The following is a 25,440-nucleotide window of genomic DNA, read 5'->3' on the forward strand; positions in this document are numbered from 1 at the left end:
GGACCGCCGCAGCTTGTCGCCGCCGCCGGACCCCTTTGCCCCGAAAGAGATGCGCATAATACACCCTCAGCGCATGGAGTCAACAGGGGACTTAATTCCCTTTCCCAAAACCACCCCCATTACTGGATGTGGACCCGCGCGATCTTCTTTCGGCCAGCCTGGATGACATAGGTATGGCCCGCGGGCAGCGCCTGTCGATTCCCGAGTGGCTCGCCATCCACATAGACCGCACCCTGCTTCACAACGTCCTTGGCCGCGCCACCCTGGGCCAGCCCGGCCTGCTTCAGCAGACTCACCACGAACAACTCCGGCTGACCGCTTGCTTCCACGGTCACCTCGGGCACATTGTCAGGAATCTCGCCGAACTCAACCCTGTTCCCCGCCGAACGATGGGCATTATCGGCTTCCTCTTTACCGTGATAGCGACTGATCAACCAGTGCGCAAGCGCCTTCTTGGCCTCTTGCGGGTTCAATCCTTCTTCTTCTACCTGTTGCCGCAGCGCATTCACCTCCTCCATCGGCTTCAGCGTCAGCAGCTCAAAGTAACGCCAAACCAGCTCATCCGGCACCGAAAGAAGGCGACTGTACATCTGCCCTGGCGAGTCCGTGATCCCGACATAGTTGCCCAGCGACTTGGACATCTTCTGGACGCCATCCAGCCCCTCCAGGATGGGCATCGTCAGGACCACCTGGGGCTCCTGGTCATAGTGACGCTGCAGGTGGCGCCCCATGAGCAGATTGAACTTCTGATCCGTACCCCCCAGCTCAACATCCGCTTCCAGCGCCACCGAGTCATACCCCTGGACCAGTGGATACAGGAATTCATGGATGGCAATGGACTCGTTCGCCTCATAGCGCTTATGAAAATCATCACGCTCAAGCATGCGGGCAACGGTATACTGACTGGCCAACCGGATCATATCGGCCGCACCCAGGTCATTCATCCAGCTTGAGTTGAAGACCACCCGGGTCTTCTCCGGATCAAGCACCCTGAACACTTGCTCCTTGTAGGTCTCGGCATTCCTTGCCACCTCCTCTTCGGACAGCGGTGGGCGCGTAGCACTCTTGCCGCTGGGATCCCCGATCATCCCGGTAAAGTCGCCGATCAGGAAAATAACCTCATGCCCCAACTCCTGGAACTGCCTCAGCTTGTTGAGAAGCACGGTATGGCCCAGGTGAAGGTCCGGGGCCGTAGGGTCGAAGCCAGCCTTGACCCGGAGCCGGCGGCCGCTGCGCAGCTTCTCGGCCAAGTCTTCCTCAGGGATAAGCTCATCCACGCCTCGGTGGACCTGGGTAATGGCGTCATCAATGCTCGTCATGGATCCTTTTCTACTCCATTCGGTTCAGGCGGGGCCTACCCGCTACACACGCTGACAATTTTCACAGACCATTAACACATTGGTAATTCCAGCGAATTCGCTTTGTGTCGCGGGCATTTGCAGAGCCTGCCATTGTAACAGGAAAGCGCAAATCAGGTTGTACCCGCCAACATGCCCCGTCTATTTTTTTGCGCCCGCCGCTGTTTTCATTATACTTCGAATAATTCTGCGAACTTGCCCCAAGAGTTTGCCCCAAAACTGAAACAACAGGGTGTAACCGTGCTCAGACATTTCCCGGGAACCCATATCGCTGCCCTTGCCGGGCTGGCCGCACTGGTTGGCGTCACCCTGCTGGCCAGCTCCGGCAGCGACCGCAACGAACAGAGCCGAACCACGACAACCTTCGATCCAGAGCCCATTCCGACCCTTTCCCGCAACCAACAACCCGACGGCCGGACATTCGCGCAAGCCGGTCTGGTTACGCCGGCGCGCGCAGCAACGGTCAACGGCCCAGCGCCGGACCTCCAGAGCATGCTCGGCGTCAACCTGACCAACGTGCCAAAACCCGAGGGGCCTTCCGGCACTGCCTCAGCCACCACCAGCGTCAAGAATGACGGCCCCAGCGCAAAAGATCTGGAATGGCAGCGCTTCACGATCGAGCGCGGCGACTCCCTGTCTTCGCTCTTCGGCCAGGCCGGTCTCAATGACCGGAAAATGTACCGCATTCTTAATGGTGAAGGGAAAACGGACAAGCTGTCCCGCCTGCGTGTGGGGCGCGAGGTCGAGTTTGGCTTTGATGAGGACGGCAAGCTGGCGATGCTGGTCCTGCATAACAGCCGCACCACCAAACTCAAGGCCATCCGCAAGGACGACGGCTTCCACACCCTTGAGGAAATGCGCGAGCCCGAAGTGGAGCTGGCCTATGCCAATGGCGAAATCCAGACCTCCTACATCCTGGCAGCGAACCGTGCCGGCCTCGGCACCAAGATCCGGAACAAACTCTCGCGCATCTTTGGCTGGCGGGTGGACTTTTCCCGGGACCTGCGCAAGGGTGACCGCTTCGGTGTACTGTATGAAGAACAGTACCTCGATGGCGAGATGATTGGCTATGGACGCATTCTCGCTGCCACCTTCACCAACCGGGGCAAGACCTACTCCGCGGCCCTTTATACGGATGCCAACGGTCACAGCGACTATTACACGCCCCAGGGCGAAAGCTTGCGCAAGGCGTTCCTGCGCGCCCCGCTTCAATACCAGCGCATCTCGTCCCATTTCGATATGAACCGGCGCCACCCCATCCTCAACCGCACCCGTCCCCATGAGGGAACGGACTTCGCCGCATCACCCGGCACACCAGTCAAGGCTTCGGGAGATGGCCGTATCACCTACGTGGGCCGGGACGGCGGGTACGGCAAGACGGTTCGCATTGATCATGGCAATGAGGTCACTACCGTCTACAGCCATCTCCGCAGCTACAAACGTGGGCTGCACCGTGGACAAAGTGTCCAGCAGGGCGAGGTCATCGCCTATGTAGGGATGAGTGGCCTGGCAACCGGACCGCACCTGCACTACGAATACCGGATCAGCGGTCAACCGCGGAATCCACTGCACGTGAGCCTGCCAGACGCGGAGCCCATCCCGGAGGATAGGATGGCGCAATTCCATGCCCAGGTGAACCCGCGTCTGGCGCGGCTTTCGGAAGAAGACGAATCCTTCCAGATTGCACTGGCCGAGGAATGAATGGCTGACCAACCAGAGTGGTACATCGGTCTTATGTCCGGAACCAGCATGGACGGGATCGATGCTGTTCTGGCGGGATTCAGCAACGAAGGGATTACAGCAAGCTGGCACGCCAGCCATGCCTTCCCGGACAAGCTCCGCAATCAGCTGGCAACCCTGGCCAGCGACCAGGGCACACCATCACTGATTGGCGAGGCTGACGTTCGGCTGGGACGGGCTTTCGCCGAATGCGCCCTGGCGGTTATTGAAAACGCAGGCCTGGCGCCCGATGCCATTACCGCCATTGGCAGCCACGGCCAGACCATCCAGCACCGTACCCAGGGGGCCTGCCCCTTTACGCTCCAGATCGGTGATCCCAACCGTATTGCCGAGAGCACGGGCATCACGACGGTGAGTGACTTTCGCAGGCGCGACCTTGCCGCTGGCGGTGAGGGCGCGCCCCTGGCACCAGCGTTCCACAACTGGCTGTTTCGCTGCAGCGGGCACACGCGCTGCCTGGTCAATCTAGGCGGCATTGCCAACATCACCCTGATCCCGGATGACGACACGCCTCCCCATGGCCACGATACAGGCCCGGCGAACCGGCTGATGGATCTATGGTGTGAGCGTCACCTGGGCCACCCGTTTGATAATAAGGGCGAATGGGCGGCGTCAGGGCGGGTCAATGCCTCCCTACTGGCATCGTTCCTGGCAGATCCGTACTTCTCTAAGGAGCCCCCCAAAAGTACCGGTCGGGAATATTTCCATGAGCAATGGCTGGAAGTGCATCTCACCGCACTACACGAGACGCCCAGCCCGGAGGATGTGCAAAGAACGTTGCTGGAACTGACAGCGGTAACGATAACGCAGGCCATCAATGCCGCTGGCGCGGAGGAAGTCTTCCTCGCGGGCGGGGGCGCTTTCAACCCTCTACTTTGCGAGCGCATTGCCGATCTTCTCCCCCGGAGCAGGGTGGATACCAGTGATGCGCTAGGCCTGGATCCGCAGTGCGTTGAGGGAGCGGCTTTCGCCTGGCTGGCACGCCAGCGCCTTCAGGGTGCTCCCGGCAACGTGCCCACGGCAACCGGCGCCACCGGCCCCAGGGTGCTGGGTGGGATCTGGCCCGGTCACTCCGGGGACCTCAGATACTGAAGGAAGAGCCGCAGCCACAGGTGCTCGTCGCGTTCGGGTTCTGAACCCGGAACTGGGCCCCCATCAGATCCTCTTCATAGTCGACCGTGGCGCCCACCAGATACTGGTAGCTCAGCGGATCCACCAGCAGAGTCACGCCGTCACGCTCCACTGCCGCATCATCGGCAGCCTGTTCCTCATCGAAGGTAAAGCCGTACTGGAACCCGGAACACCCGCCGCCCGTAATGAAAACGCGCAGCTTGAGATGAGGGTTACCTTCCTCGTCAATCAGCTCACGCACACGTGTCACGGCTGACTCACTGAAAAACACCGGTACTGCTGCCTGTTCCTGAACCGCGCCCATGCGATGACTCCCGATTGCTGGTTTAATCACTCACACCATTATGTAAAGCGGATGCAGGACTGACAAGCCTGATTGTTTGCTTCTTACCCGCATCACGCCCCTGATACCCGTTCCAGGGGGGCGTCTTGCTGGCTGTCTTCCCGCCCTTGCTCATCCGCGAAGGAAGCCGTGCCCTCATTATCCCCACTGGCGTGCGGATCTGGGCGATCCCCTGAGGGCAAGGTGCGGGAGCCACCGGGGACGCTCCCCTCACGCTGTTTTAGCAGGTTACCATTGACTGCGGCCCCCATTGCCATCTCAATCAGATGGTAATACACGTTCCCATTAATGGAGGCCTTGGACGCCAGTTCAAGGTCCTCCGATGAATAGACGTTGCCGTGCACAGTACCGTTGATAATGATATGGGGCGCATAAACGTCGCCGGCAACCTCACCAACGTCACTGATGCGGAGAACAGCATCCGCCCCTTCTTCGGCATAGACCGTCCCCTCAACACGGCCATCAATATGCAGCCCACCGGAAAAGTGGACGTCCCCGGTAATGGCCATCTTGTTTGAAATCAGTGTGTCGTATTGCCCCGTACGCTTACGGGTTGTTTTGGATTTGCGAAACATCCGCCTCGCCCCCTGTTTTGTCCTGCCAGAAAAATTCACGCTCGGACGTTTGCCGACCGTTGTCCGTAACCGCTTTGACCTGGATAGCGTCGGGCTCAAACTGCTCGGGAATGATCATCTCGCCATCCACCGACTGGAAGTAGCGGAACCGGAACTCGATGTCATTGGCCTCACGCGATGCCGAAATCTGTTGCAACGGCAACCGCTGCCGTTCCTCTCCAACATAGCCCACAAGATGCACCTTCACATGACCGGAGATAAAACGGTTGTTGTCACCAATCTGGGTCAATACGAGGTTATAGCGCCAGCGGTCAGGGTTACTGGTGGGATCCAGATCCATCCGGAACACCTGCAGTCCGCTTTCCAGATCTTCGGGCGCCATGATGCTCTTGTAGAAGCTGATTTCAGACTTCCGCTCCTTCAACTGTCGCTCCAGCTTCTGGATCGTATTCTGGGCTTCCCGCAGGCTGTGGTTATCCACTTCCTGGTCACGCTCCAGTCTGACCAGTTTCTCGCGGTATTCCGTCACCTTTTTCCGCAGCGAATCCCTCTCCTGGCGTAAAGACTCAACCCCCTCGTGGGCTGCCTCAAAACGGGCCCGGTACTGACCACTCCCAAGCATGAAGCCCGTGACACCAGAGACAACAGAAAATCCAATGAGGATCAGCAAACGCCGCAACCGTTGCCCACGCCGCTTGCGGACCAGTACCAGCTCTTCAGATGCACCGGGATGCGTCATGGAGCCAGCCTCAAGGCAAAAGCGCGGGCGCCTTCAGCCCTTCGCGCTCATCCAGGCCACACATCAGGTTCATGTTCTGGATGGCCTGGCCGGCCGCCCCTTTGACCAGATTATCGGTCACAGAGCTGACAATGATCCGATTCTGACCCGGTTGGCGGTGAAGGGCCATCCGGCAGGTATTCTCGCCGCGCACCGAACGTGTCTCAGGCAGCGACCCCCAGGGCATCACGTCCACGAAAGGCTCATCACAGAAACGCGCTTCATAGATGGACTGGAAATCCGCGCCCGCATCCGTAACCTCCGCATAGAGGGTGGCTTCAATGCCTCGCACCATGGGCACAAGGTGGGGAACGAACGTCACCTGCGGCATCACTTCCGCCCGCATCATGCGTAGCCCCTGCTCAATCTCCGGCAGATGCCGATGCCCGGAAGCCGCATAGGCCCTAAAACTCTCGCCGGCCTCGCCCAACAGCATCCCCATACGCGCCTGCCGACCGCCGCCGCTGGCTCCGGATTTACCGTCAGCGATCAGCCGCGACGGGTCGACGACGCCGGCTTCAATCATGGGGAGGAACCCCAGCTGGATCGTGGTCGCATAACACCCGGGATTCGCTACCAAACGGGCCTGGCGGATGGCCTCCCGGTTAACCTCGGGCAACCCGTAAACCGCTTCCTGCAGAAGGTCCGCCGCAGTATGGGGGGTTCCGTACCAGTGCTCCCAGACTTCACGGTCCTGGAGCCGGAAGTCGGCCGACAGGTCCACCACTTTGACCCCCTGCGCCACCAAGGTCCCAACGCTGTGCATGGCCACCGCGTTGGGCGTGGCGAAGAAAACCAGATCGCACTCAGCCAGACGCTGGTCCTCCGGATCCTCAAAGACCAAGTCACAGTGACCCCGAAGACTCGGGAACAGATCCGCTACCGGGCGTCCGGCCTCCGAGCGGGAAGTAATCAGCGCCACCTCCACGCCCGAATGAAGCGCCAGCAGCCGCAGCAGCTCAACGCCCGTGTAGCCGGTTCCCCCGACGATACCCACTGTGATCACAGTTCGGCCTCCTCTGTTTTGATTGGCTCGTTGGCGCCCAGAACGGAGCATTGTACCATGCCTGAATCATTCAGTCGGTTGAGGGCGTTGCGTTGCTCTGGATCAAGGCATTTCATCTCATGGCCATGGTGACCTGGTTCGCCGGCATTTTCTATCTACCGCGCCTGTTCGTCTATCACGCCATGACCGAAGACGAGCCCGGCCAGCAGCGTTTCCAGACCATGGAGCGCAAACTGTACCGCGGCATCATGACCCCATCCATGGTCGCAACCCTGATCTTCGGCATCTGGCTCATCGGGTTCAACCCGGGTCATTACCTCCAGCAGGGCTGGCTCCACACCAAGCTACTGCTCATCGCCGTACTGGTGGCCTACCACCTGTGGTGCGGCCGTTTTGTCCGACTGTTCCGGGAGGGCCGCAACCCCCACGGCCATGTCTTCTTCCGGTGGATCAACGAGGCGCCGGTACTGCTACTGGTCGCGATCATTCTGCTTGCCGTACTGAGACCCTTCTGATGCCTACTGCCCGAAAGGAGCCGCACCCATGGCTGACCGTATGCCCACACAGGGCCTTTATGCCGTAACAGACAGCCAGCTGTTACCGGACGAACGCATCGTGGACGCGGTGGAACAGGCCCTGGCCGGCGGGGCTGTCATGATCCAGTATCGGGACAAACGGTCTGACCACGAACAGCGCCGGGCTATTGCCCAGCAGCTGGTTACGATCTGCCAACGCTGGCAACGCCCGCTGATCGTGAACGATGACGTGGCCCTGGCCCAGCAGGTGGGTGCGGCCGGGGTCCACCTGGGACTGGAGGACACAATGCCCGAACAGGCTCGCCAGATACTGGGTCCGCAGGCCATCATTGGCGTTACCTGCCACGGCGATTTTGAGCGGGCCCGCGACCAGGCTGAGGGAACAGCGGACTACCTCGCCTTCGGGCGTTTTTTCCCCTCCCTTACCAAGGGAGCGGCCTCTCCCGCTTCTGCGGACGTGCTGGGCCAGGCAGCCATACTAGGGCTGCCCAGGGTTGCCATCGGCGGCATTACCACGGACAACGCGCCCCACCTGATCCAGGCGGGAGCGGATCTGATCGCGGTCATCAACGGGCTTTTTTCGGCGCCGGATATCGAGGCGCGCGCCCGCGAGTTCACCCAACTTTTTGCTACAGGAGTCTTCTCATGAGTCAATCGGACACCTTGTTCGAACAGGCCAGCCAATACATCCCGGGCGGGGTCAACTCCCCTGTGCGAGCCTTCAAGGGCGTAGGCGGCACCCCCATCTTCTTCAAGCAGGCGGAAGGCCCGTACCTTTGGGATGAAGACGACAAACGCTATATCGACTATGTCGGCAGCTGGGGCCCCATGATCCTTGGCCATGCCGCTCCCGCCGTAATCGAGGCGCTCCGGGACCAGCTCACTCATGGCACCGGTTACGGTGCCCCGAGTTCAACGGAAACCGCGATGGCGCAGAAAATCTGCGAGCTGGTGCCCTCTGTGGAGATGGTTCGCATGGCCAACTCCGGCACCGAAGCCACCATGAGCGCCATCCGGCTGGCGCGTGGCTATACCGGCCGGAACCGGATCCTGAAATTCGAAGGCAACTATCATGGCCACGTGGACTCGCTGCTGGTCAAGGCAGGCTCGGGAGCGCTGACCCTGGGCCAGCCCAACTCCCCTGGCATCCCACAGGCTCTGGCGGAACAGACCCTTACCGCTACCTTTAATGACCTGAAGAGCGTGGAAACCATCTTCAGCGAATACGGTGATGAGATCGCGGGCATTATTGTGGAACCGGTGGCAGGCAACATGAACTGTGTCCCGCCTGTCCCCGGATTCCTGGAAGGGCTGCGCGAGATCTGCGACCGCCATGGCAGCGTTCTGATCTTCGATGAGGTGATGTCCGGCTTCCGCGTTGCCCCGGGCGGCGCCCAGCAGCACTACGGCATTACACCGGACCTGACTGCTCTGGGCAAGATCATCGGCGGTGGCCTTCCCGTGGGCGCCCTTGGTGGTAAACGAGAGCTCATGCGCCACCTGGCGCCCCTTGGACCGGTCTACCAGGCGGGCACCCTCTCCGGCAACCCGCTGGCCATGCGCGCAGGCCTGGCCACCCTGGAGGGCCTCTCAGAACCGGGCTTCCACGAGCAGCTGCAAGCGCGCACCCGCCAATTGATGGATGGTTTGCGCGAGGTGGCGAAGAAACACGGCATCCCGCTGAAGGTCCAGGGCGCTGGCGGCATGTTCGGACTCTTCTTCACGGACCAGCCGGAAGTAACGCGCTTCGAGCACGTGGTTAACTGCGACACCGACCGTTTTGGGCGTTTCTTCCACGCCATGCTGGAGCGCGGCGTCTACCTGGCGCCCGCGGCGTTCGAGGCCGGCTTTGTCTCCGGGGCCCACACGGAAGCGGACATTGACGCAACACTGCAAGCGGCAGATGAGGCCATGGCCCAGCTCTGAGCCGAGTCACCACCGGAACGCGCGCCGGATCCCGACCCGCGCCTCCATACGGCGGTAGTCGCGGTATTCCAGGCGCGCGTGATTGGTTTCCCACTCAGCCCCAAGCGTCAGGTGCCAGTCCGGATGCACCTGCCAGTCCGCCCCCAGATGCAGGCGCCAGCGCTCCTCCTGACGCCGCTCGACCCGCGTCCCAGCCCGCATTTCCGCTTCCTGGTAACGGGAAAGACGGTAAGTCATCCCAGCGGAAAGCCGCCACTGAGCCACTGGCCGGAATGCCAGAGCACCTTCAAAGCGATGGCGAACTGGCGAGGCGCTGTAGAAATCGTCCTTGAGCACGAGACCGTCCCGGTTTTCCTCAGTCCAGCTGTACCCCGCGGACGCCGTTACTGTATCCGTAAGAGGCCGCCTGTAATCCACGCTCGCAAACTGGTCACTGCCATCAAGCTCCGGAAAAGCCGCTCCTGCATTCACACCAGCCCTGCCAGCCTCAAACTGAACCAGCCCCTTACCCGGCCACCAATCCAGAAAGAGAGAGGACTCCGTACGCCGATAAACACGCTCCCCATCGAGCCATTGCCACTCAAACTCTGCTTCCACACCGGCTGTCACCATAGGGGCCAATGGATACGACAAAGCCACCCCCGGCTCGGCAACGCCCTCATCCGCCCCTTCATGGCCGCTGTAATGACGATAGTCAACGAGCCCTGAAACGGAAACCCGCCCCCCATGCCATTGCCTCAGCGTTCGCTGCCCCCATGCGACTGCTTCCTGAAATGGTGAGGCTGCCTCCGCGCGGCGGTCCCCGGCCAGGTTCAGGTTGTGTTCATACCCACCAACCGCCCGCACAAAAGCACGCCCCTGATCAGGTTCACTGTTGCTGGCGGTCTCCCCCAGCCGGTCAAGCTGCTCAGCAGCCAGGCTGGCGATACGACCGTCACGGTCTGTGGCCAGAGCCTCGGAAAAGTGCGCCCGAGCCGCCACCTTCCGCTCCCCTTCCAGCGCCACCAGGCCCAGGTTGTAATGGATCAGCGCCGGACTATCCGAAACCGACAGTAGCTGCCGGAAACGGCGCTCCGCCTTATCAAGCCGCCCGGCACGGAACCACGCCACGGCCAGGTTGTAGAGCAGCCCCTCTGTTTCTGACGTGTCCGTCAGGGCCCGCTCAAACAAACGCGCCGCCTGACTGTAGCGACCAGCCTGGAAGGCGGCGCGAGCACGGGATGAAAGCTCGTCTCCGGCCTGTGCGCAGGCCATCGCTGGCATGACGAGAACGGGTAACAGGAGCAGAACGTGGCGCAAACGAAGCCACATGCAGCTGAAGGCGGGTCCAGACCTGATCAAATCGATTCCCTACGGGCTCCCAGGCTCTAGCAGACGGCGTTGCTGGGGTCAGTGCTGGCCAGGCCCATCAGGATGTGACTGCTCCGAAGTGGGGACGTCCGGTCCTGATTGAGCCCCTTTCTCCGGGTGCTGTGAAACCTGGGACGCAGGGCGTGCAGATTCCCCCGGGGATTCCCCCAGACGCCGCCCCTGCTCACGGGCCCGATCCACTCCCTCACGAACGCTCCGGGGCGCTTGAGCTGCCCGATCAAGTCCTTTGCGAGAAACCGCGGCGGATTCACCTGGCGCTCCATCAGGTAATTCAATACGACGCACCACATTATCAGACACCGGTTCATCCTCAGGCACCATCCGCATGGTCACATCCAGATCCGTTTCAGCATGGGCCGTCCCCCAGCTCATAAGTGCTATCGCAAACAGCGGACTCAGCCAAACTCTCATCACATCACCTCAGCCACTCCTGTCGCGACCCTGGATCGGAGCACGAAAACTCCGCTCCTTGTCGCCATGACGAATACGGGCGACGAGTTCACCCTCGCCGGGGAAAAGCGTCCTCACCGGCAACGCCAGCAGGTTTTCACCGCGCTTCAGATCCACTTCCCAGCTGAGGCGACGCTCTCCCGGAAATGAAGCGATTTCCGCATTAGGCGGCATCTCTATGGTTAATGTCACATTCTGCAACGCTTTATCGGACTCAAACGCCAGACGCACGGTTTTTACCCGATCATCCGCCACCGGCCCTACAACTGTCGGGGGTTGCGATTCCTCTTGCAAGGGCAGCCCCCATTGGCCAATGAGCAACCCAACAGCCAGGCATGCTGCCATGGCAGCCGCCACAACAGGCGTACTCCAGCGTCGCCGGGCATCGCCGCCGCCGTGCACTGAAGCCAGAACCCGCCCCTCGAATCCGGAATCCGGCTCCGCTGTGACCGGCTCCCGCAGCAGCTCCCGCCAGCGCTGCTCTGCGCAAACCCGACGCGCGCATTGCCCGCAAACCGCCACGTGAGCCTCCACGGCTTCCCGCTCACCGGGGCTGAGGACGCCATCGCAATAGCCCTCAATATAGGCAGCCAGCTCATCACATTTCATGCTCATCCCCCTAATGGTACACACGCCACAGCACGGCCTAGGGTTCCATCCGTTTTGCCAGAATCTCACGCAGTTTCTGGCGGCAGCGGTGAAGCCGGGACTTGACCGTGCCCGGCGCCACGTCCAGCACGGCGGCAATCGCCTGCTGCTCCCAGCCTTCCACATCGTACAGGATCAACAATGCCCGTTGGTCGGGCGACAGCTCGGCCAGCGCCTCCTGGACCAACCGTCCCGCCTGCCCCCTTTCCATCTCCGCCAGTGGCTCCAGACTTGACCCCGGGTAACCATCCAGAAACTCCTGATGGTTATCAAGCGTCCCCATATCGCTCAATGCTTGCTCGCGACGACGCTTCCCCCTGCGATCCCGGTCCACAAACTGGCGATAGAGTACCCGATTGAGCCAGGGACGAAGATCATCAACAGACTGCAGCTCCTGGGTGCGAGGATAAAGCTTGACCATTACATCCTGCACCAGATCCTCCGCGTCAGCCGGATTGCCCGTCAGACGATGCGCCAACCGATAAAGACTCCGCATATGCGGCCTAACCAGCTCATCAAAGATTCGTGCCTGGGAACGACTGAAAAACAAGAGATACCACCTGCCTGGGTCGCGGTGCGGTCGGCTGTAGCAAAGACCAGAGACTGAAACGCCTCACCATGAATTTTCTGTAACTCGCATACCGGAACCGCTAGCGCTGCGCATGCGTGGGAATACCCAGATGCCATATCAGGCATCAGGAATCCGAAAGTTTAATAAAATGGAGATGATTATGATAACCAATACATTAAAACCACTCACCATTGCGATGCTTGCCGTTTCCACAGCGGGCCTTAGCGGGTGCGATTCCGATTCCTCTTCTTCAGGCGACGAGGGCACTTTCTCCCTAGCGCTGACGGATGCGCCAACACAGCAATTCAACGCCGTGAACATCACGGTGACCGGCGTAGCGCTCCAACCCGCGGACGGAGACCGGGTATCCTTTGAATTCGACAGTCCCAAGAACCTCGACCTTCTGAATTACCAGAACGGCGACAGCGTTGCCCTTCTGGAAAACCAGAGAGTGCCCGCAGGCGAATACAACTGGATGCGCCTCAAGCTGGATACCGATAACCTCAGCGTTGAGGACAGCGAAGGTGAGAAGACCCTGTTCATTCCCTCGGGCGAACAGACCGGCCTCAAGACCTCCGGTTTTACCGTCGCCCAGAACAGTCAGACAAGCTATACAATCGATTTCGATGCCAGTAAATCCATCGTGAATCCCCAGGGCGAGACCCCGGACAACGCGGACTACCTGCTCAATCCTGTGTTGAGGCTCGTGAACAATCTGGAAACAGGCACCATCAGTGGCCAGGTCGGCTCCAACCTGCTCTCAGACTGCGAGAACGATGGCGGCCTGGTCTACGTCTACACAGGCGCCGAGGCCACCATTGGCGACCTTGGCAGCGACAATGAACCGCTGTCGATCGCCACTGTGGAAACCGACTCCGAGACCAGCGATTTTGTCTACACGGCCGCGTTCCTTGAAGAGGGGGACTATACCCTGAGTCACACCTGTGATGCCGATGACAACGAACAGGACGAGGACCTCGCCTTCAGCTCCGGAGAGACCGTTTCCGTTACAGCCGGTGAGACAACGGAGCATAACCTGAGCGCTAACCAGTAACCGGCCAAAGCGGGAGCCGGGCTAGCGCTGCCCGGCCCGTTCCCTGGCTGCCTCCGCACCCGCCTGGTCGCCCAGGCGGGCGCGGATCCCAGCCAGTTCAGACCACCCTTTATCCCGAAGCGTCCCATCATTACCGGCCTTGCTGATGCCTTTGAGCACGAACTGCTCAGCACGGGCGAGATTGCCCTGCTGGCGATGCACCCGGCCAAGGGCGTAATAGACCGCCGCAGCATCCGGGGCGATGCGCTGTGCCCTCTGGACCAGATCCAGGGCCCGGCCTCCGTCACCAGCCGCCAGAGCAGCATCCGCAGACCCCAGTAGTCCTTTCGCTGCCTCAGGAACCCCGCCGCCGGTATCTCTCTGGCGCTCCACTTGTTGAGATTTCTCGGGTTGACGCTTTTCAGCAGGCTCCCTCGCAGGCTCAGCGTCCTCCGTTCGCTTGCCAATGGGCGCTTCGTCCTCCCGTTCAGGCGGGGCATACCGGACGCTGCAGCCTGCCAGTAGCACCACCGCAATACCCAGGGTGGGCCACTTTAACCAGGGTTGAACCATCATTCGACTTACCTCTCTCAGAACACCTGCTGGAACCACCGCTGGATACGTCCGCCCATACTGTCACTGCAGGGGACCTCCTGCTGGGGCTCCGAACCCTGTATGAAGGGGATGCGTCTTGCGCCTTCACACTGTTGCGCTGTGATACCGCCGGTAGCTGTGTCGATCCAATGGTACGCCACCGACTCGGGCACCACCGGGGAGAACGCCCTGGTGGTGCCTTCAGCCATGATCCGGCCCCAGATCTGCAGCGCACCGGTGCTGCCGGTCAGGCTGGTTGCATCGTAATCATCGCCCCCAACCCAGACCACGCCCAGGTGATCCCCTGTAAAGCCCGCAAACCAGCTGTCACGACCCTGGTCAGTTGTACCCGTCTTGCCAGCGGTATGCACTCGCTCCGGAATGAGATTGTACACGGAGCTGCCCGTGCCTTCGCGCATCACCTCCTGCATGGCGTAATGCAGCAGGTGCGCCGGTCCCGGCTCAACCACCTGCTCCATCTCCAGATCATAACGTGACAACACCTCACCATCCGGTGTCGTTACACTGCGGATACTGCGCAACGGAACCCGGAAGCCACCCGAAGCGATGGTCTGGTACATGCGAGCCACCTCCAGAGGCGTCATCTCCAGGCTTCCAAGAAGCATGGAGGGGTACTGACGCAGCTCACCCTCTGCCCCCAGCCGCTTCAGGGTTTCGGTTACCTCGGGCAGCCCCAGATCCAGCCCAAGCCGGACGCTGGCCTGATTGTAGGAATGGGAAAGCGCCCGGTGAAGCGGTACCTGACCATGGGACTTACCACTGAAGTTGGCCGGCGACCAGGTCTTGCCGTTTTCAAACTCCAGGCGGAATGCCTCATCCTTGAGCGGCGAAATCAGCGTGTACCGCGACGGCTTTTCCAGAGCCGTGAGATAGGTCGCAGGCTTGACCAGAGATCCGATCGGCCGACTGGCGTTCATCGCCCGGTTGAATCCCGGGAAGCGGCTATCGCGCCCCCCCACCAAGGCCTCAACTTCACCACTTTCACGCCCGGTAATAACAACCGCGCCTTGAAGGGCGCCCGTTGCCTGCCCTTGCTCCAGAGCCGCCATCATACTGCTGGCTCTGGACTCAGCCACCTCCTGGAGGCGAGGGTTCAGGGTGGTAAAGACGCGAAGGCCAGCAGTTTCCAGATCCTCGTTCCGATAATCGCGGGCGAGATGCTCACGCACCAGCTCCATAAAGGCAGGGTAACGGTGGGTGTCCTGATCCGGAGCACTTGCCACATCCAGGGTCCGCTTCTTGAGCGACGCCGCCCTTGAGTCCGTAATCAAGCCCCGGTCGGCGAGCAGATCCAGTACCAGATCCCGCCTTGCCCGTGCCTGTTCAGGCCTGGTGCGTGGATTGTAATACCCCGGTCCACGCACCATCCCCACGAGCAGCGCGGTTTCATGGAGTTCCAGCTCGCTGAAGGGCTTGGCAAACCAGAACCGGCTTGCCAGCCCAAAGCCATGGATGGCCCGGGTGCCGGACTGCCCCAGATAGGCCTCATTCATGTAGGCCTCAAGGATGGCCTCCTTGGAATAGCGCAGCTCCAGCAACACCGCCATAATGGCTTCATTGAACTTGCGCCAGTAGGTTTGCTCGCTGGAAAGCCAGAAGTTTTTGACCAGCTGCTGGGTGAGTGTACTGCCACCCTGAACCACCCGCCCAGCCCGCAGGTTCGCAAGCAGTGCCCGCGCAATGGCCGTGGGCGCCACCCCGTAATGGGACTCAAACCCGCGGTCCTCAACTGTTAATAATGTTTCCCGGAACAACTCCGGCTGGTCCTCCAGCTGCACCAGCACACGGTCCTCTCCATGACCGGGATAGATACTGGCAATACGGCGGGGCGCCAGACGCGCGAGCGCCGCTCCATCCGAGGCCTCAAAGCCAGCGATGGTACCGTTGGCAACCCTCAGACGCAGCGTCCGCTCAGGCGCCTCACCATCCGGGAACCGGAATCCACGGGTCCGGATACGAAACCGGCCTCCCTGGCGCAGGAACTCACCCGCATTATCCGGTGTGCCGTTCACAGCTTTATACCCGAGGGCATCCAGCTCCTTTGCCAAGGCCCCGGCCTCAAGCGACCTCCCTTCATAGAGTTCCAGGGGACGGGCGTACACGCGCGAGGGGATCTCCCACCGGTGATCCTCGAACCGGGAGGTCACCTGGACATCCAGATAGATGGTCCAGGCGGCCAGAACCAAGGTTGCCACCAGCCCCAGTCGCCAGAGCAGCCCGATGAAACCTCGGGCGCGGCGCTTATCCTGTTTTTTGCCTGTTTTTGCCATAGGCGCCGATTATAGCGCTCTGAAACGCCACGTCATGGTCCGTTTCATGTTCAAATCATGACGTCCCCGTTATGATGTCAGAACATCCTTTCAGGAGCCGTGGAATGGAATCAGGGTTGATCAGTGCCTTACAGGCCCCGGAGCGATACCCTCACCCCGTCAGCACTATCCGCCTGATTGAAACCCACATTTCCTGGGTGCTGCTGACCGGCGAATACGTCTACAAGGTCAAGAAACCCCTTGACCTGGGGTTTCTGGATTTCCGCGAACTCAGCGCCCGTAAGCATTACTGCGAAGAAGAACTGCGGCTCAACCGCCGGCTTGCGGAGCCCGTCTATGAAGCCGTGGTACCGATCTCCGGCAGCCCACAAGCACCAGCCGTTAACGGCAACGGCATGCCCATCGAATACGCGGTGCGCATGCGCCAGTTCGACCCCGAACAGACCCTGGACCAGTTGAGTGAGCGGGGTGAGCTGACCGCGGAGCATCTGGATGAACTCGCCGAGCGCGTGGCGGGGTTTCACGAATCAATCCCCTCGCTTGCCCCAGACAGCCCTATGGGCCAACCGGATGTGCTGAAAGAAGCCATGGAGGCTAACTTCACCACGGCTCTGGATCGGCTGGACGATCCCAGCGACCGTAAACAGGCGCAGGCGCTTCTGGAATGGACCCGGGATACCTTTGAGCAGCAACGGGAACGCATTCAGCAACGCCTTGCCAACGGACGGGTTCGGGAGTGCCACGGCGATCTGCACCTGGGCAACATCGCCCTTTTCGAAGGCCGGATCACGGTGTTCGACTGCATCGAGTTCAACCCTGAATTCCGTTGGATTGATACCGCCAATGACCTGGCCTTCCTCCTGATGGACCTCGAAAGCCGCGGCCATCCCGCCTGGGCCACCCGGGTACTCAACCAGTACCTGGAACACAGCGGGGACTTTGATGCCCTGGCGCTGCTGCGCCTGTTCAGCGCCTACCGCGCCATGGTGCGCGCCAAGATCGCTCTGCTCAGCCCCGCAGACACCCACGAAGACTGGCTGCACAACCTCCAGCGTTATCGGCGCTACGCCCAGCTGGCCGAGCATTACTCACTGATCCCCCAGCCCTGGCTGGCGGCAACCACCGGTTATTCCGCCAGTGGCAAGTCCCTGTTCAGTGCCGCGCTGGCGGAGCAGTTCAACATGATACGGCTGCGTTCCGATGTTGAGCGCAAACGCCTGTATGGACTCGGCCCAAAAGACGCCAGCGACTCCGCCCAGGACGCCGGAATCTACACACCGCAAGCCTCTGAAAAAACCTATAAGCGCCTGGAATCGTTGGCATACCAGATCCTGAGCGCCGGCTACCCCGTCATTGTGGATGCCGCGGCACTGCGCCAGCATGAACGGGATGGTCTGGCGGAAGTGGCGGAATCACTGGCCACACCCTTTGTACTGCTCGCCTGCGAGGCACCGGAGTCCGTTCTGCGCGAGCGGATCCGCGAACGGGCCGAGCGTAAGGGAGAAGTCTCCGAAGCCGATGAGGCTGTGCTTGAACACCAGCTGAGTACGGCGGAGCCTATAGGGGACAGCGAGCGCAGCCACACCATCCATATCCACACTGACAGGCCGGGGGCCATGGACGCATTGCTCCAGACCCTGCCCCCAGTGCCCTATCGTCAGTAGATCGGCCCTGTGGCAGCCCGCAGACAAGGCACTATACTGGGAGAGGCAAGTCGCACAACCCTGGATGGACAGACCAATGGAAGAAGATCAGGCACGCAGTATCGACGATCCGCTCTACAAGGCACTGCGCGACGAAAACATCCATGCCTTCAATGAGGCCCGCGAAAAGCTGGACAGGCTACCGAGCTTCGCCTATGGCGACTTCCGCGGCCTGGATCTGCGGGGTCTTAACGCACGGGGCCTGGATTTCAGCCATGCCTATTTCCGTGGCGCAGACCTGAGAGGCATCGATTTCCGCGGCTCTGAAATGGAAGGCGCAAGCATTGCCAATACCAAGATCTCGGGCTGCTTCTTCCCCAACGCCATAGCCGCCGATGAGATCGTGATGTCCCTCAACCACGGAACACGCATGCGCTACCACCCGGGAGCCGGGGTTCCGGGCAGCACCGGCACCTGATCGCCCGGGTGCAGCCCCTGCGGGGCCATCCGCATGCGCCAGGCGCAGCACTCCACGCCCCGATCGACGACCTCGCGCAACAAGTGGGCGTACACCGGATCAATGCCCGCGGCTGGCCGGACCTCGCGGGCACCGGAATGGCTCACGCAGAACAACAGCATCGCGCGGTCCCCGGCCTCAACACGCCCCGCCAACTCGCGCAGGTGTTTCTGGCCACGCACGGTCACCGCATCCGGGAAATAACCGATGCCCTGCTCAGCCAGCGTCACATTCTTTACTTCAATCCAGACCGGCGGGCGCGCACCGCTACTGTCCTCAAGAAGCCAATCAATGCGGCTCTTTTCACTGCCATAACGGACCTCCGGACGAAGCCGGTCATAGCCTTCCAGCGCGGCGGGTCGTGCGCTGTCCAGAAGTTCTCCCATCACGGTATTGGCACGAGCGGTGTTAATGCAGGCAAGCGCTTCCGATTGGGCGCTTTCCACCAGCTCCCAGGTCCAGGCCAGTTTACGCCTGGGGTTGGTTGAATAACTCAGCCAGACCCGGGTGCCCGGCTCATCGCACCCCATCATGGAGCCCGTGTTCGGACAATGAGCCACCACTGTTTCCCCGGTTTCCAGCGTCACATCCGCCAGGAAGCGCTTATAGCGACGTTCCAGAATGCCGGGTGTCAGCGGTGGATCAAACTCCATGGGTGGCTCCCCCTGATGTTATCTGCTACGTTTCGCAATCTTGCCTGCCACGCCCAGCATCTTCTATAAAGAGCAGGTGGCGTGGAGAATCCGGACTCACGGCAATGATGCCGAAGGTCAGGCGCCGGCGCCAGGCCGGCTGCGACTAGAAAGGGGTAACCATTATGTCGAAGAATGAACCCGCTGTTCAGAACGACTTCGCTGACTTCAAGCCTTACGAGGCAGGAGAAAACGAAGAATACATGAACCAGGAACAGCTGGAGCATTTCCGGCAGATCCTGCTCGGCTGGAAACAGCAGTTGATGGAGGAGGTTGACCGCACGGTACACCACCTCCAGGAAGACGCCGAGAACTACGCGGACCCAAGTGACCGGGCGACCCAGGAAGAGGAATTCAGCCTGGAACTGCGTACCCGGGATCGCGAGCGTAAGCTGATCCGCAAGATCGACAAGACGATCGACCGGATCGACAAGGACGATTACGGGTTCTGCGACCAGTGTGGTGTGGAAATCGGCATCCGGCGGCTGGAGGCGCGCCCAACCGCCACACTGTGCATTGACTGCAAAACCCTGGCCGAGATCCGGGAAAAGCAGACCGGCGTCTGATCCAGCTGCGGCGGTTTCATGGCCTACCGTGGCCGTTTTGCCCCCTCGCCTACAGGCCCGCTCCACTTCGGCTCGCTGGTCGCCGCACTGGCGAGCTGGTTGGACGCGCGTGCTAACGGCGGCAGCTGGCTGCTCCGAATCGAGGACATCGACCCGCTGCGTGAGGTCGAGGGGGCGAGCCAACGTATCCTGAATGACCTTGTCGAACACCACCTGATTCCCGACGAACCGCCCTGGCACCAATCCCGGCGCGGTGATGCGTATGAGGCCGTCCTCGCACAGCTCCGGGAGGCGGGCCACCTCTACCCCTGCCCCTGTTCACGGCGCGAACTCAATGAACACCATGGGCTGCACCCCAGGCACTGCCGCAGCCACCCGGACTGGGAGCAGCCGGAACCCTTTGCTCTGCGCTTGCCGGTAGAGGACCGCGAAGGCCACTGGTACGACCGGGTTCTGGGCGAGCAGGCCCTCCGCCTCAGACGAGAGCTGGACGATGCGATACTGCGTCGTAAGGAAGGCTTCTACGCCTATCACCTGGCGGCGGTTGTGGATGACATCGACCAGGGCATCAACCAGGTGGTCCGGGGCCAGGATCTGGCCGAGCTCACACCGATCCACCTCTGCATTTACGAAGCCATGGGGCATACCCCCCCGGACTATCTGCATTTCCCGGTAGTCTATAATGAAAAGGGCCAGAAGCTGAGCAAACAGGCCGGTGCCTCCCCCATCAACGCCCTGGCACCACGGCGCAACATCACCCAGGCCCTGACCGCCCTGGCCCACCGTCCCCCGGCGTCGCTCCAAGAAGCGCCGGTGGACCAGCAGCTGGAATGGGCCATCAACGCCTGGGATACAGCCAGGCTCAGAGGCGCCTAGAATGTATATCTACCGCCTGGTATTCCTGCTGGTCCTGGCCATCTATATTTTCTCACCCGGCATCATGGACTGGTGGGTTCAGCCTGGCAGCGCCTGGTACCAACCCTTCGGGCTCTGGCTCGCGCTGATCGCACTGGCCTTCTGGCTTGATTACCGGAGGGACAGCGATGAGCTTTAGTGTTCCCACGCTGCTGCTGATCAGCGCGCTCTACCTGGCCATTCTGTTTGGCATCGCCCATGCCACGGATCGTAACTGGCTGCCAAGGCGCTGGACCCATCACCCACTGGTTTACATCCTCAGCCTGGGCGTCTTTGCCGGAGCCTGGGCCGTTTTCGGCGCCGTCAGCATGGCCCACAACTTCGGCTACGGCTACCTGGCGTATTACCTGGGCCTGTGCGGCGCCTTCCTGCTTGCCCCTGTGCTCCTGCACCCCATACTCAGGCTGGCACGCAGCTACCAGCTCAGTTCACTGGCGGACCTGTTCACGTTCCGGTACCGCTCCCAATGGGCAGGCACCCTCGTCACCCTCTGCTCCAGTATTGCCATAATCTCACTCCTCAGCCTGCAGATGCAGGCCATCGCTGGCGCCATCCAGATTCTGGCGCCCGGAGCCAGTCGTTGGCTCAGCGCCACCCTCTTTGCCATCCTTGCCGCCGTATTCACGGCGCTTTTTGGAGCCCGACGCAGCCAGGGCGTGGCCCGCAACGAAGGCCTGGTCATGGCCATGGCGTTCGAGGCCCTGGTCAAGCTGGTGACGCTGGGCACCATCGCGACCGTGCTGCTGTTCACCGTCTTTGACGGAACAGATGGCCTCAATGCCTGGCTCCAGAACCAGAGCCACCAGGTCAGCGCCCTGGAACGGCGCCTCAGTGACGGCAACTGGCGCGCCCTTCTGCTGATCTCCTTTGCAGCAGCGCTGGTGATGCCACACATGTTCCACATGACCTTCACCCAGAACCCCAGCCGCCGTGCCCTGGCGCGGGCCAGCTGGGGGCTGCCGCTGTATCTGCTGCTACTGGCCCTGCCCATTCCCATCATTCTTTGGAGCGCCCGTGCCCTTGAGGTCCCCGGCAACCCGGAACTGTTCACCCTGAGCCTGGGCGTAGTCCTGGAGTCGCCGCTGCTGGCAATCCTCGCCTACCTGGCCGGCCTTTCCGCGGCCAGCGCGCTGACGATCGTTCTGACACTGGCGCTGTCCGGGATGCTGCTGAACCACCTGATCCTCCCGTTGCGCTCGCCCCCTGAAAACCGCAGCATCTATACGTGGCTGCAGGGCGTGCGCCGGCTGCTGATCCTGGCCATCATCCTGGCGGCACTGCTTTTCCATGGCCTTGTTGGTCGCCACCTTGCCCTGGAGAACCTCGGCCTGCTGGCCCTGACCGGCGTGCTCCAGCTCCTGCCAGGCGTCCTGGCCGTCATCTACTGGCCAGAAGGTAACCGTAAGGGTGTCATCAGCGGCATTGCCGTGGGTATGCTGGTCTGGTTTGCGGGTCTGGTCATGCCCTTTACAACAGGGCTGACCCCGGGCGACTGGCTGGGCATCGAACTGATCAAACCTTCCCGGACCGACAGCTGGCATGTCCCCGCCTTCGTCTCGCTGACCTTCAATGTCGTGTTTTTCGCGCTCACCTCCATGCTGACCCATACCAGCAACCGGGAAAGCCGTGCCGCGGAATCGTGCAGCATCGGCGCCATGGCCAGGCCACCACGGCGGGAACTGGAAGCGACCTCCTCCGAAGAATTCAAGTCCCAGCTCACCGCCCCCTTGGGCGCGGAGGTTGCTACCCGTGAGGTGGACCGTGCCCTGACCCAGCTGGAGTTGCCGGCCTCAGAGAACAGGCCTTACCCGCTGCGCCGTCTTCGCGACCAGCTGGAGGTCAACCTATCGGGCCTGCTCGGGCCGGCCATTGCCCAGGACATCGTCCAGCGTCACCTGGGCTTCAAACCCCAGACCGATGCCCAGGAACCCCAGCACGACATCCAGTTCGTGGAAGAAACACTGGAAGACTACAAAACCCGGCTGACCGGGCTGGCCGCCGAACTCGACAGCTTGCGCCGGCACTACCGCCAGATCCTCCAGAACCTGCCGATCGCCGCCTGCTCACTCGGCAGCGACCATGAAATCCTGATGTGGAACCACGCCATGGAAGCGCTGACCGGCGTGGAGGCGGGCCGGATCGTGGGCGCCACCATGGAGGCGCTTCCTGAGCCCTGGCAGGAGGTGCTGGCGAGTTTCCATCACAGCGAAGCGCAGCATCAATCCCGCCGCCGCGTGGACCTTGGTGGCCAGCCCCACTGGTTCAACCTGCACCAGAGCGATATTGCCGGCCCTGGCCACCCCGAAGGGGGCACGGTCATCCTGGTGGAAGACCAGACCGAAACACGGCGCCTTGAAGAAGAGTTGATCCACAGTGAAAGACTGGCCTCCGTGGGACGACTGGCCGCCGGGGTGGCCCACGAGGTGGGCAATCCGGTCACCGGCATCGCCTGCCTGGCCCAGAACCTGAAACTGGAGACACAGGCACCGGGCGTATTGGACACAGCGGATGAAATCCTGAGCCAGACCCACCGCATTTCCAGCATCCAGCAATCGCTGATGAACTTTGCCCGTTCAGGCCAGGATGGCGTAAGCAACCCCCATGCTCCGGTGCGGATCCGGCGCTGCGTGGATGAGGCCATCCACCTGATTTCACTGGCCGAGCGCGAGTCGGCCAGCCCCTACCGTAACCACTGCGATGAGGAACTCTTCGTTCCAGGTGACGAACAACGCCTGGTGCAGGTGTTCGTGAACCTGCTCTCCAATGCCCGGGATGCCGCCCCCGAGGGAACGGACATCCCGGTTGAGGCCCAGCGCGCCGAAGGCACTGTAGAGGTCACGGTAACCGATGAGGGTGACGGCATTGCACCCGGTGACCTGGACCACATTTTCGACCCCTTCTACACCACCAAAGGACCTGATCGGGGTACGGGCCTGGGTCTGTCCCTTGTCTACAGCATCGTTGAGGAACATCATGGCATCATCAACGTTGAAAGCCCGGCCAATCCCGACAGCGCTCGGGGCACCCGCTTTGTGCTGCGTTTCCCGGAAGCCCGGACGACGAACGAGACAATGGACCAGCCATCATGAGTCGCATACTCATTGTTGAGGACGAAGCGGTCATCCGCTCGGCCCTTGAAAAACTGCTCACCCACAACGGCTACGAAACCGAAGGGGCCGACTCCATCACGGACGCAGCCGCACGCTTTGACCTCAACCACTTCCACCTCATCATTACCGATCTGCGCCTGCCAGGCGAGCCGGGTACCGACCTCATTCATCGCGCGCCGGATGTGCCCGTACTCATCATGACCAGCTATGCCAGCCTGCGCTCAGCGGTGGATGCCATGAAAATGGGGGCCGTCGAATACATTGCCAAACCCTTTGACCACGGTGAGATGCTCGAGTGCGTGGAACGGATCCTGGCCCAGCAGCCAGCACCGGAAACCACCCAGGAACCCACCGAGTTCAGCGGCCCCACTGGCGACCCCTCACACTTCATGTACGGTGAATGCCCGGCCATGCACCGGGTGTTCCACCTGATCCGCAAGGTCGCTCCCACAGACACCACGGTTCTGATCATCGGCGAATCCGGCACGGGTAAAGAGCTGGCCGCACAGGCACTGCACAACCTCAACAGACGGGCACCGTGGAAGCTCATCTCGGTCAACTGCGCCGCCATCCCGGAAGCGCTGATCGAATCCGAGCTGTTCGGGCATGAAAAAGGCGCCTTTACCGGCGCCGTCTCAGCCCGCACCGGCCTGATTGAAGCGGCGGACGGCGGCACCCTTTTCCTTGATGAAATCGGGGAGCTGCCCGCGGAGGCCCAAGCCCGCCTGTTGCGGGTACTGCAGGAAGGTGAAATCCGGCGCGTGGGTTCCACTCAGAGCCGCAGCGTGGACGTGCGGCTGGTTGCCGCCACCCATCGAAACCTCAAGGCCATGACCCGCACCGGTGAATTCCGGGAGGACCTGTTTTACCGCCTCAACGTCATGCAGATCCGGCTGCCGCCGCTTCGGGACCGGGAAGAGGACATCCTGGGGTTGGCCAAACGCTTTCTGGACCAGATCAGCGAACGCATGACGCATCGCAGCTACACCTTCTCCCCGGAGGCCATGCAGCTGATCCAGCGCTACCGCTGGCCAGGCAACGTGCGGGAGATGGAAAACGCCATTGAACGTGCCGTAATCCTGGCAGACGGTGATGTCATCACCCCGGAGCTTCTGGACCTCGATGCGGAGGATGAAGAACCAGCCATCTCCACCGGCCTGGTGGGTGCCGACCAGCCTGCCGAGCCCCACCGCCGGGAGGAAGAAGCTCCCTCTGACCTGTCCCTTGAAGACTACTTCCAGCACTTCGTATTGGAAAACCAGGACCGGATGAGCGAGACAGAGTTGGCCCAGAAACTGGGAATCAGCCGCAAGTCCCTGTGGGAGCGGCGCCAGCGGCTTGGCATCCCCCGGAAAAAGTCCGGAGCCCACGGTTCCAGTGCCAGCCACTGACAGCCCCCACACCTGTTACCCACTGTTACCGTCCGAAACGCCGCCTGCTCGACCACAAAGCACAAGTAACAGCTCGTGCGCTATTACAGCGCCTCGCCACAGCTTGCGCTTTCGTAACCTCTTGTCTTAAAAAGTCATAATATTTCTGGCACGCCACCTGCTTCCCTCCGCGACAAATAAAAACAAGCGCGCAACAAAAACAAGAACGCGCACTTTTAAAAGGCAGCGGCCCAACAACAAGAACAAGCTGCCCCA

24 protein-coding genes are annotated in these 25,440 nt (G+C 61.3%); 13 read left to right on the forward strand and 11 right to left on the reverse strand.

Annotation, left to right across the window (positions count from 1 at the left end; translation table 11 throughout):
* Positions 1–119: 119 nt before the first annotated feature.
* Positions 120–1,319 carry a tyrosine--tRNA ligase gene (tyrS, locus tag AC1RQI_RS09785; protein WP_481904614.1) on the reverse strand — a complete coding sequence of 400 codons (1,200 nt, stop codon included), beginning with the start codon at positions 1,317–1,319 and terminating at the stop codon, positions 120–122.
* Positions 1,320–1,598: 279 nt separating this feature from the next.
* On the opposite strand from tyrS, the gene AC1RQI_RS09790 reads away from it, so the two are divergent.
* Together AC1RQI_RS09790 and AC1RQI_RS09795 are read left to right on the forward strand one after the other, a co-directional pair.
* Complete coding sequence (locus AC1RQI_RS09790; protein ID WP_481904615.1) at positions 1,599–3,059, forward strand: peptidoglycan DD-metalloendopeptidase family protein; 1,461 nt, start codon at positions 1,599–1,601, stop codon at positions 3,057–3,059.
* Positions 3,060–4,190, forward strand: a complete 1,131-nt coding sequence (locus AC1RQI_RS09795) for an anhydro-N-acetylmuramic acid kinase (RefSeq protein ID WP_481904616.1) — start codon at positions 3,060–3,062, stop codon at positions 4,188–4,190. It abuts the gene before it with no gap.
* Here the strand turns inward: AC1RQI_RS09795 and erpA are convergent.
* The 4 genes from erpA to argC all read right to left on the reverse strand — a co-directional run bounded on the left by erpA (position 4,180) and on the right by argC (position 6,931).
* Positions 4,180–4,533, reverse strand: a complete 354-nt coding sequence (gene erpA, locus AC1RQI_RS09800; RefSeq protein WP_481904617.1) for an iron-sulfur cluster insertion protein ErpA — start codon at positions 4,531–4,533, stop codon at positions 4,180–4,182. The two genes, AC1RQI_RS09795 and erpA, sit on opposite strands and share 11 nt — an antisense overlap.
* Positions 4,534–4,625: 92 nt before the next feature.
* Entirely contained in the window at positions 4,626–5,147 is a 522-nt protein-coding gene (locus AC1RQI_RS09805) for a bactofilin family protein (RefSeq protein ID WP_481904618.1), read from the reverse strand.
* Positions 5,119–5,886: a DUF6776 family protein gene (locus AC1RQI_RS09810; protein WP_481904619.1), complete on the reverse strand. Its 768-nt coding sequence runs from the start codon at positions 5,884–5,886 to the stop codon at positions 5,119–5,121. Before AC1RQI_RS09810 ends, AC1RQI_RS09805 begins: the two co-directional genes overlap by 29 nt.
* Before the next feature lie 10 nt (positions 5,887–5,896).
* Entirely contained in the window at positions 5,897–6,931 is a 1,035-nt protein-coding gene (argC, locus tag AC1RQI_RS09815; protein WP_481904620.1) for an N-acetyl-gamma-glutamyl-phosphate reductase, read from the reverse strand.
* A gap of 92 nt (positions 6,932–7,023) precedes the next feature.
* Between argC and hemJ the strand changes: the two genes are divergently transcribed.
* The 3 genes from hemJ to hemL are packed head-to-tail and all read left to right on the forward strand — an operon-like array spanning position 7,024 to position 9,393.
* A complete protein-coding gene (hemJ, locus tag AC1RQI_RS09820; RefSeq protein WP_481904621.1) occupies positions 7,024–7,446 on the forward strand; it encodes a protoporphyrinogen oxidase HemJ in 423 nt (140 codons plus the stop codon).
* Positions 7,447–7,474: 28 nt separating this feature from the next.
* Positions 7,475–8,116 (forward strand): thiamine phosphate synthase, encoded by a 642-nt coding sequence (gene thiE / locus AC1RQI_RS09825; protein WP_481904622.1) that lies wholly within the window; start codon positions 7,475–7,477, stop codon positions 8,114–8,116.
* The gene (gene hemL, locus AC1RQI_RS09830; protein ID WP_481904623.1) at positions 8,113–9,393 is read left to right on the forward strand and encodes a glutamate-1-semialdehyde 2,1-aminomutase; all 1,281 of its coding nucleotides are present in this window, start codon (positions 8,113–8,115) and stop codon (positions 9,391–9,393) included. Before thiE ends, hemL begins: the two co-directional genes overlap by 4 nt.
* 6 nt (positions 9,394–9,399) lie before the next feature.
* Here hemL and AC1RQI_RS09835 read toward each other — a convergent pair whose 3' ends face one another.
* The 3 genes from AC1RQI_RS09835 to AC1RQI_RS09845 all read right to left on the reverse strand — a co-directional run bounded on the left by AC1RQI_RS09835 (position 9,400) and on the right by AC1RQI_RS09845 (position 12,412).
* Positions 9,400–10,692 (reverse strand): tetratricopeptide repeat protein, encoded by a 1,293-nt coding sequence (locus AC1RQI_RS09835; RefSeq protein ID WP_481904624.1) that lies wholly within the window; start codon positions 10,690–10,692, stop codon positions 9,400–9,402.
* 492 nt (positions 10,693–11,184) lie between these two features.
* A complete protein-coding gene (locus AC1RQI_RS09840) occupies positions 11,185–11,823 on the reverse strand; it encodes an anti-sigma factor family protein (protein WP_481904625.1) in 639 nt (212 codons plus the stop codon).
* 37 nt (positions 11,824–11,860) lie between these two features.
* Complete coding sequence (locus AC1RQI_RS09845) at positions 11,861–12,412, reverse strand: RNA polymerase sigma factor (RefSeq protein ID WP_416633522.1); 552 nt, start codon at positions 12,410–12,412, stop codon at positions 11,861–11,863.
* 181 nt (positions 12,413–12,593) lie between these two features.
* Between AC1RQI_RS09845 and AC1RQI_RS09850 the strand changes: the two genes are divergently transcribed.
* Complete coding sequence (locus AC1RQI_RS09850; RefSeq protein ID WP_481904626.1) at positions 12,594–13,487, forward strand: DUF4382 domain-containing protein; 894 nt, start codon at positions 12,594–12,596, stop codon at positions 13,485–13,487.
* Between the two features lie 21 nt (positions 13,488–13,508).
* Here AC1RQI_RS09850 and AC1RQI_RS09855 read toward each other — a convergent pair whose 3' ends face one another.
* A complete protein-coding gene (locus tag AC1RQI_RS09855; protein WP_481904627.1) occupies positions 13,509–14,042 on the reverse strand; it encodes a tetratricopeptide repeat protein in 534 nt (177 codons plus the stop codon).
* Positions 14,043–14,056: 14 nt separating this feature from the next.
* Positions 14,057–16,351, reverse strand: a complete 2,295-nt coding sequence (gene mrcB, locus AC1RQI_RS09860; protein WP_481904628.1) for a penicillin-binding protein 1B — start codon at positions 16,349–16,351, stop codon at positions 14,057–14,059.
* 104 nt (positions 16,352–16,455) lie between these two features.
* On the opposite strand from mrcB, the gene AC1RQI_RS09865 reads away from it, so the two are divergent.
* Together AC1RQI_RS09865 and AC1RQI_RS09870 are read left to right on the forward strand one after the other, a co-directional pair.
* On the forward strand, positions 16,456–18,015 hold the full coding sequence (locus tag AC1RQI_RS09865) for a bifunctional aminoglycoside phosphotransferase/ATP-binding protein (RefSeq protein ID WP_481904629.1): 1,560 nt from the start codon (positions 16,456–16,458) through the stop codon (positions 18,013–18,015).
* A 76-nt stretch (positions 18,016–18,091) separates the two neighbouring features.
* Positions 18,092–18,472, forward strand: coding sequence for a pentapeptide repeat-containing protein (locus AC1RQI_RS09870; RefSeq protein ID WP_481904630.1), 381 nt, complete (start codon positions 18,092–18,094; stop codon positions 18,470–18,472).
* On the opposite strand, the gene sfsA is transcribed toward AC1RQI_RS09870, so the two are convergent.
* Positions 18,430–19,164, reverse strand: a complete 735-nt coding sequence (gene sfsA / locus AC1RQI_RS09875) for a DNA/RNA nuclease SfsA (protein WP_481904631.1) — start codon at positions 19,162–19,164, stop codon at positions 18,430–18,432. The genes AC1RQI_RS09870 and sfsA overlap by 43 nt on opposite strands.
* Before the next feature lie 164 nt (positions 19,165–19,328).
* Here sfsA and dksA point away from each other — a divergent pair, with 164 nt between their 5' ends.
* Genes dksA through AC1RQI_RS09900 form a run of 5 tightly spaced genes read left to right on the forward strand, consistent with a single transcriptional unit; the run spans position 19,329 to position 25,185 of the window.
* On the forward strand, positions 19,329–19,769 hold the full coding sequence (dksA, locus tag AC1RQI_RS09880) for an RNA polymerase-binding protein DksA (protein ID WP_416633515.1): 441 nt from the start codon (positions 19,329–19,331) through the stop codon (positions 19,767–19,769).
* A gap of 18 nt (positions 19,770–19,787) precedes the next feature.
* Complete coding sequence (gene gluQRS, locus AC1RQI_RS09885) at positions 19,788–20,645, forward strand: tRNA glutamyl-Q(34) synthetase GluQRS (protein ID WP_481904632.1); 858 nt, start codon at positions 19,788–19,790, stop codon at positions 20,643–20,645.
* A gap of 1 nt (position 20,646) precedes the next feature.
* The gene (locus AC1RQI_RS09890) at positions 20,647–20,823 is read left to right on the forward strand and encodes a hypothetical protein (protein WP_416633513.1); all 177 of its coding nucleotides are present in this window, start codon (positions 20,647–20,649) and stop codon (positions 20,821–20,823) included.
* Positions 20,813–23,773, forward strand: a complete 2,961-nt coding sequence (locus tag AC1RQI_RS09895; protein ID WP_481904633.1) for an ATP-binding protein — start codon at positions 20,813–20,815, stop codon at positions 23,771–23,773. Before AC1RQI_RS09890 ends, AC1RQI_RS09895 begins: the two co-directional genes overlap by 11 nt.
* Positions 23,770–25,185 (forward strand): sigma-54-dependent transcriptional regulator, encoded by a 1,416-nt coding sequence (locus AC1RQI_RS09900; protein WP_481904634.1) that lies wholly within the window; start codon positions 23,770–23,772, stop codon positions 25,183–25,185. The genes AC1RQI_RS09895 and AC1RQI_RS09900 overlap by 4 nt, the downstream gene beginning before the upstream one ends.
* Positions 25,186–25,440 lie beyond the last annotated feature (255 nt).

Source organism: Salicola sp. AFF1, assembly GCF_056783195.1.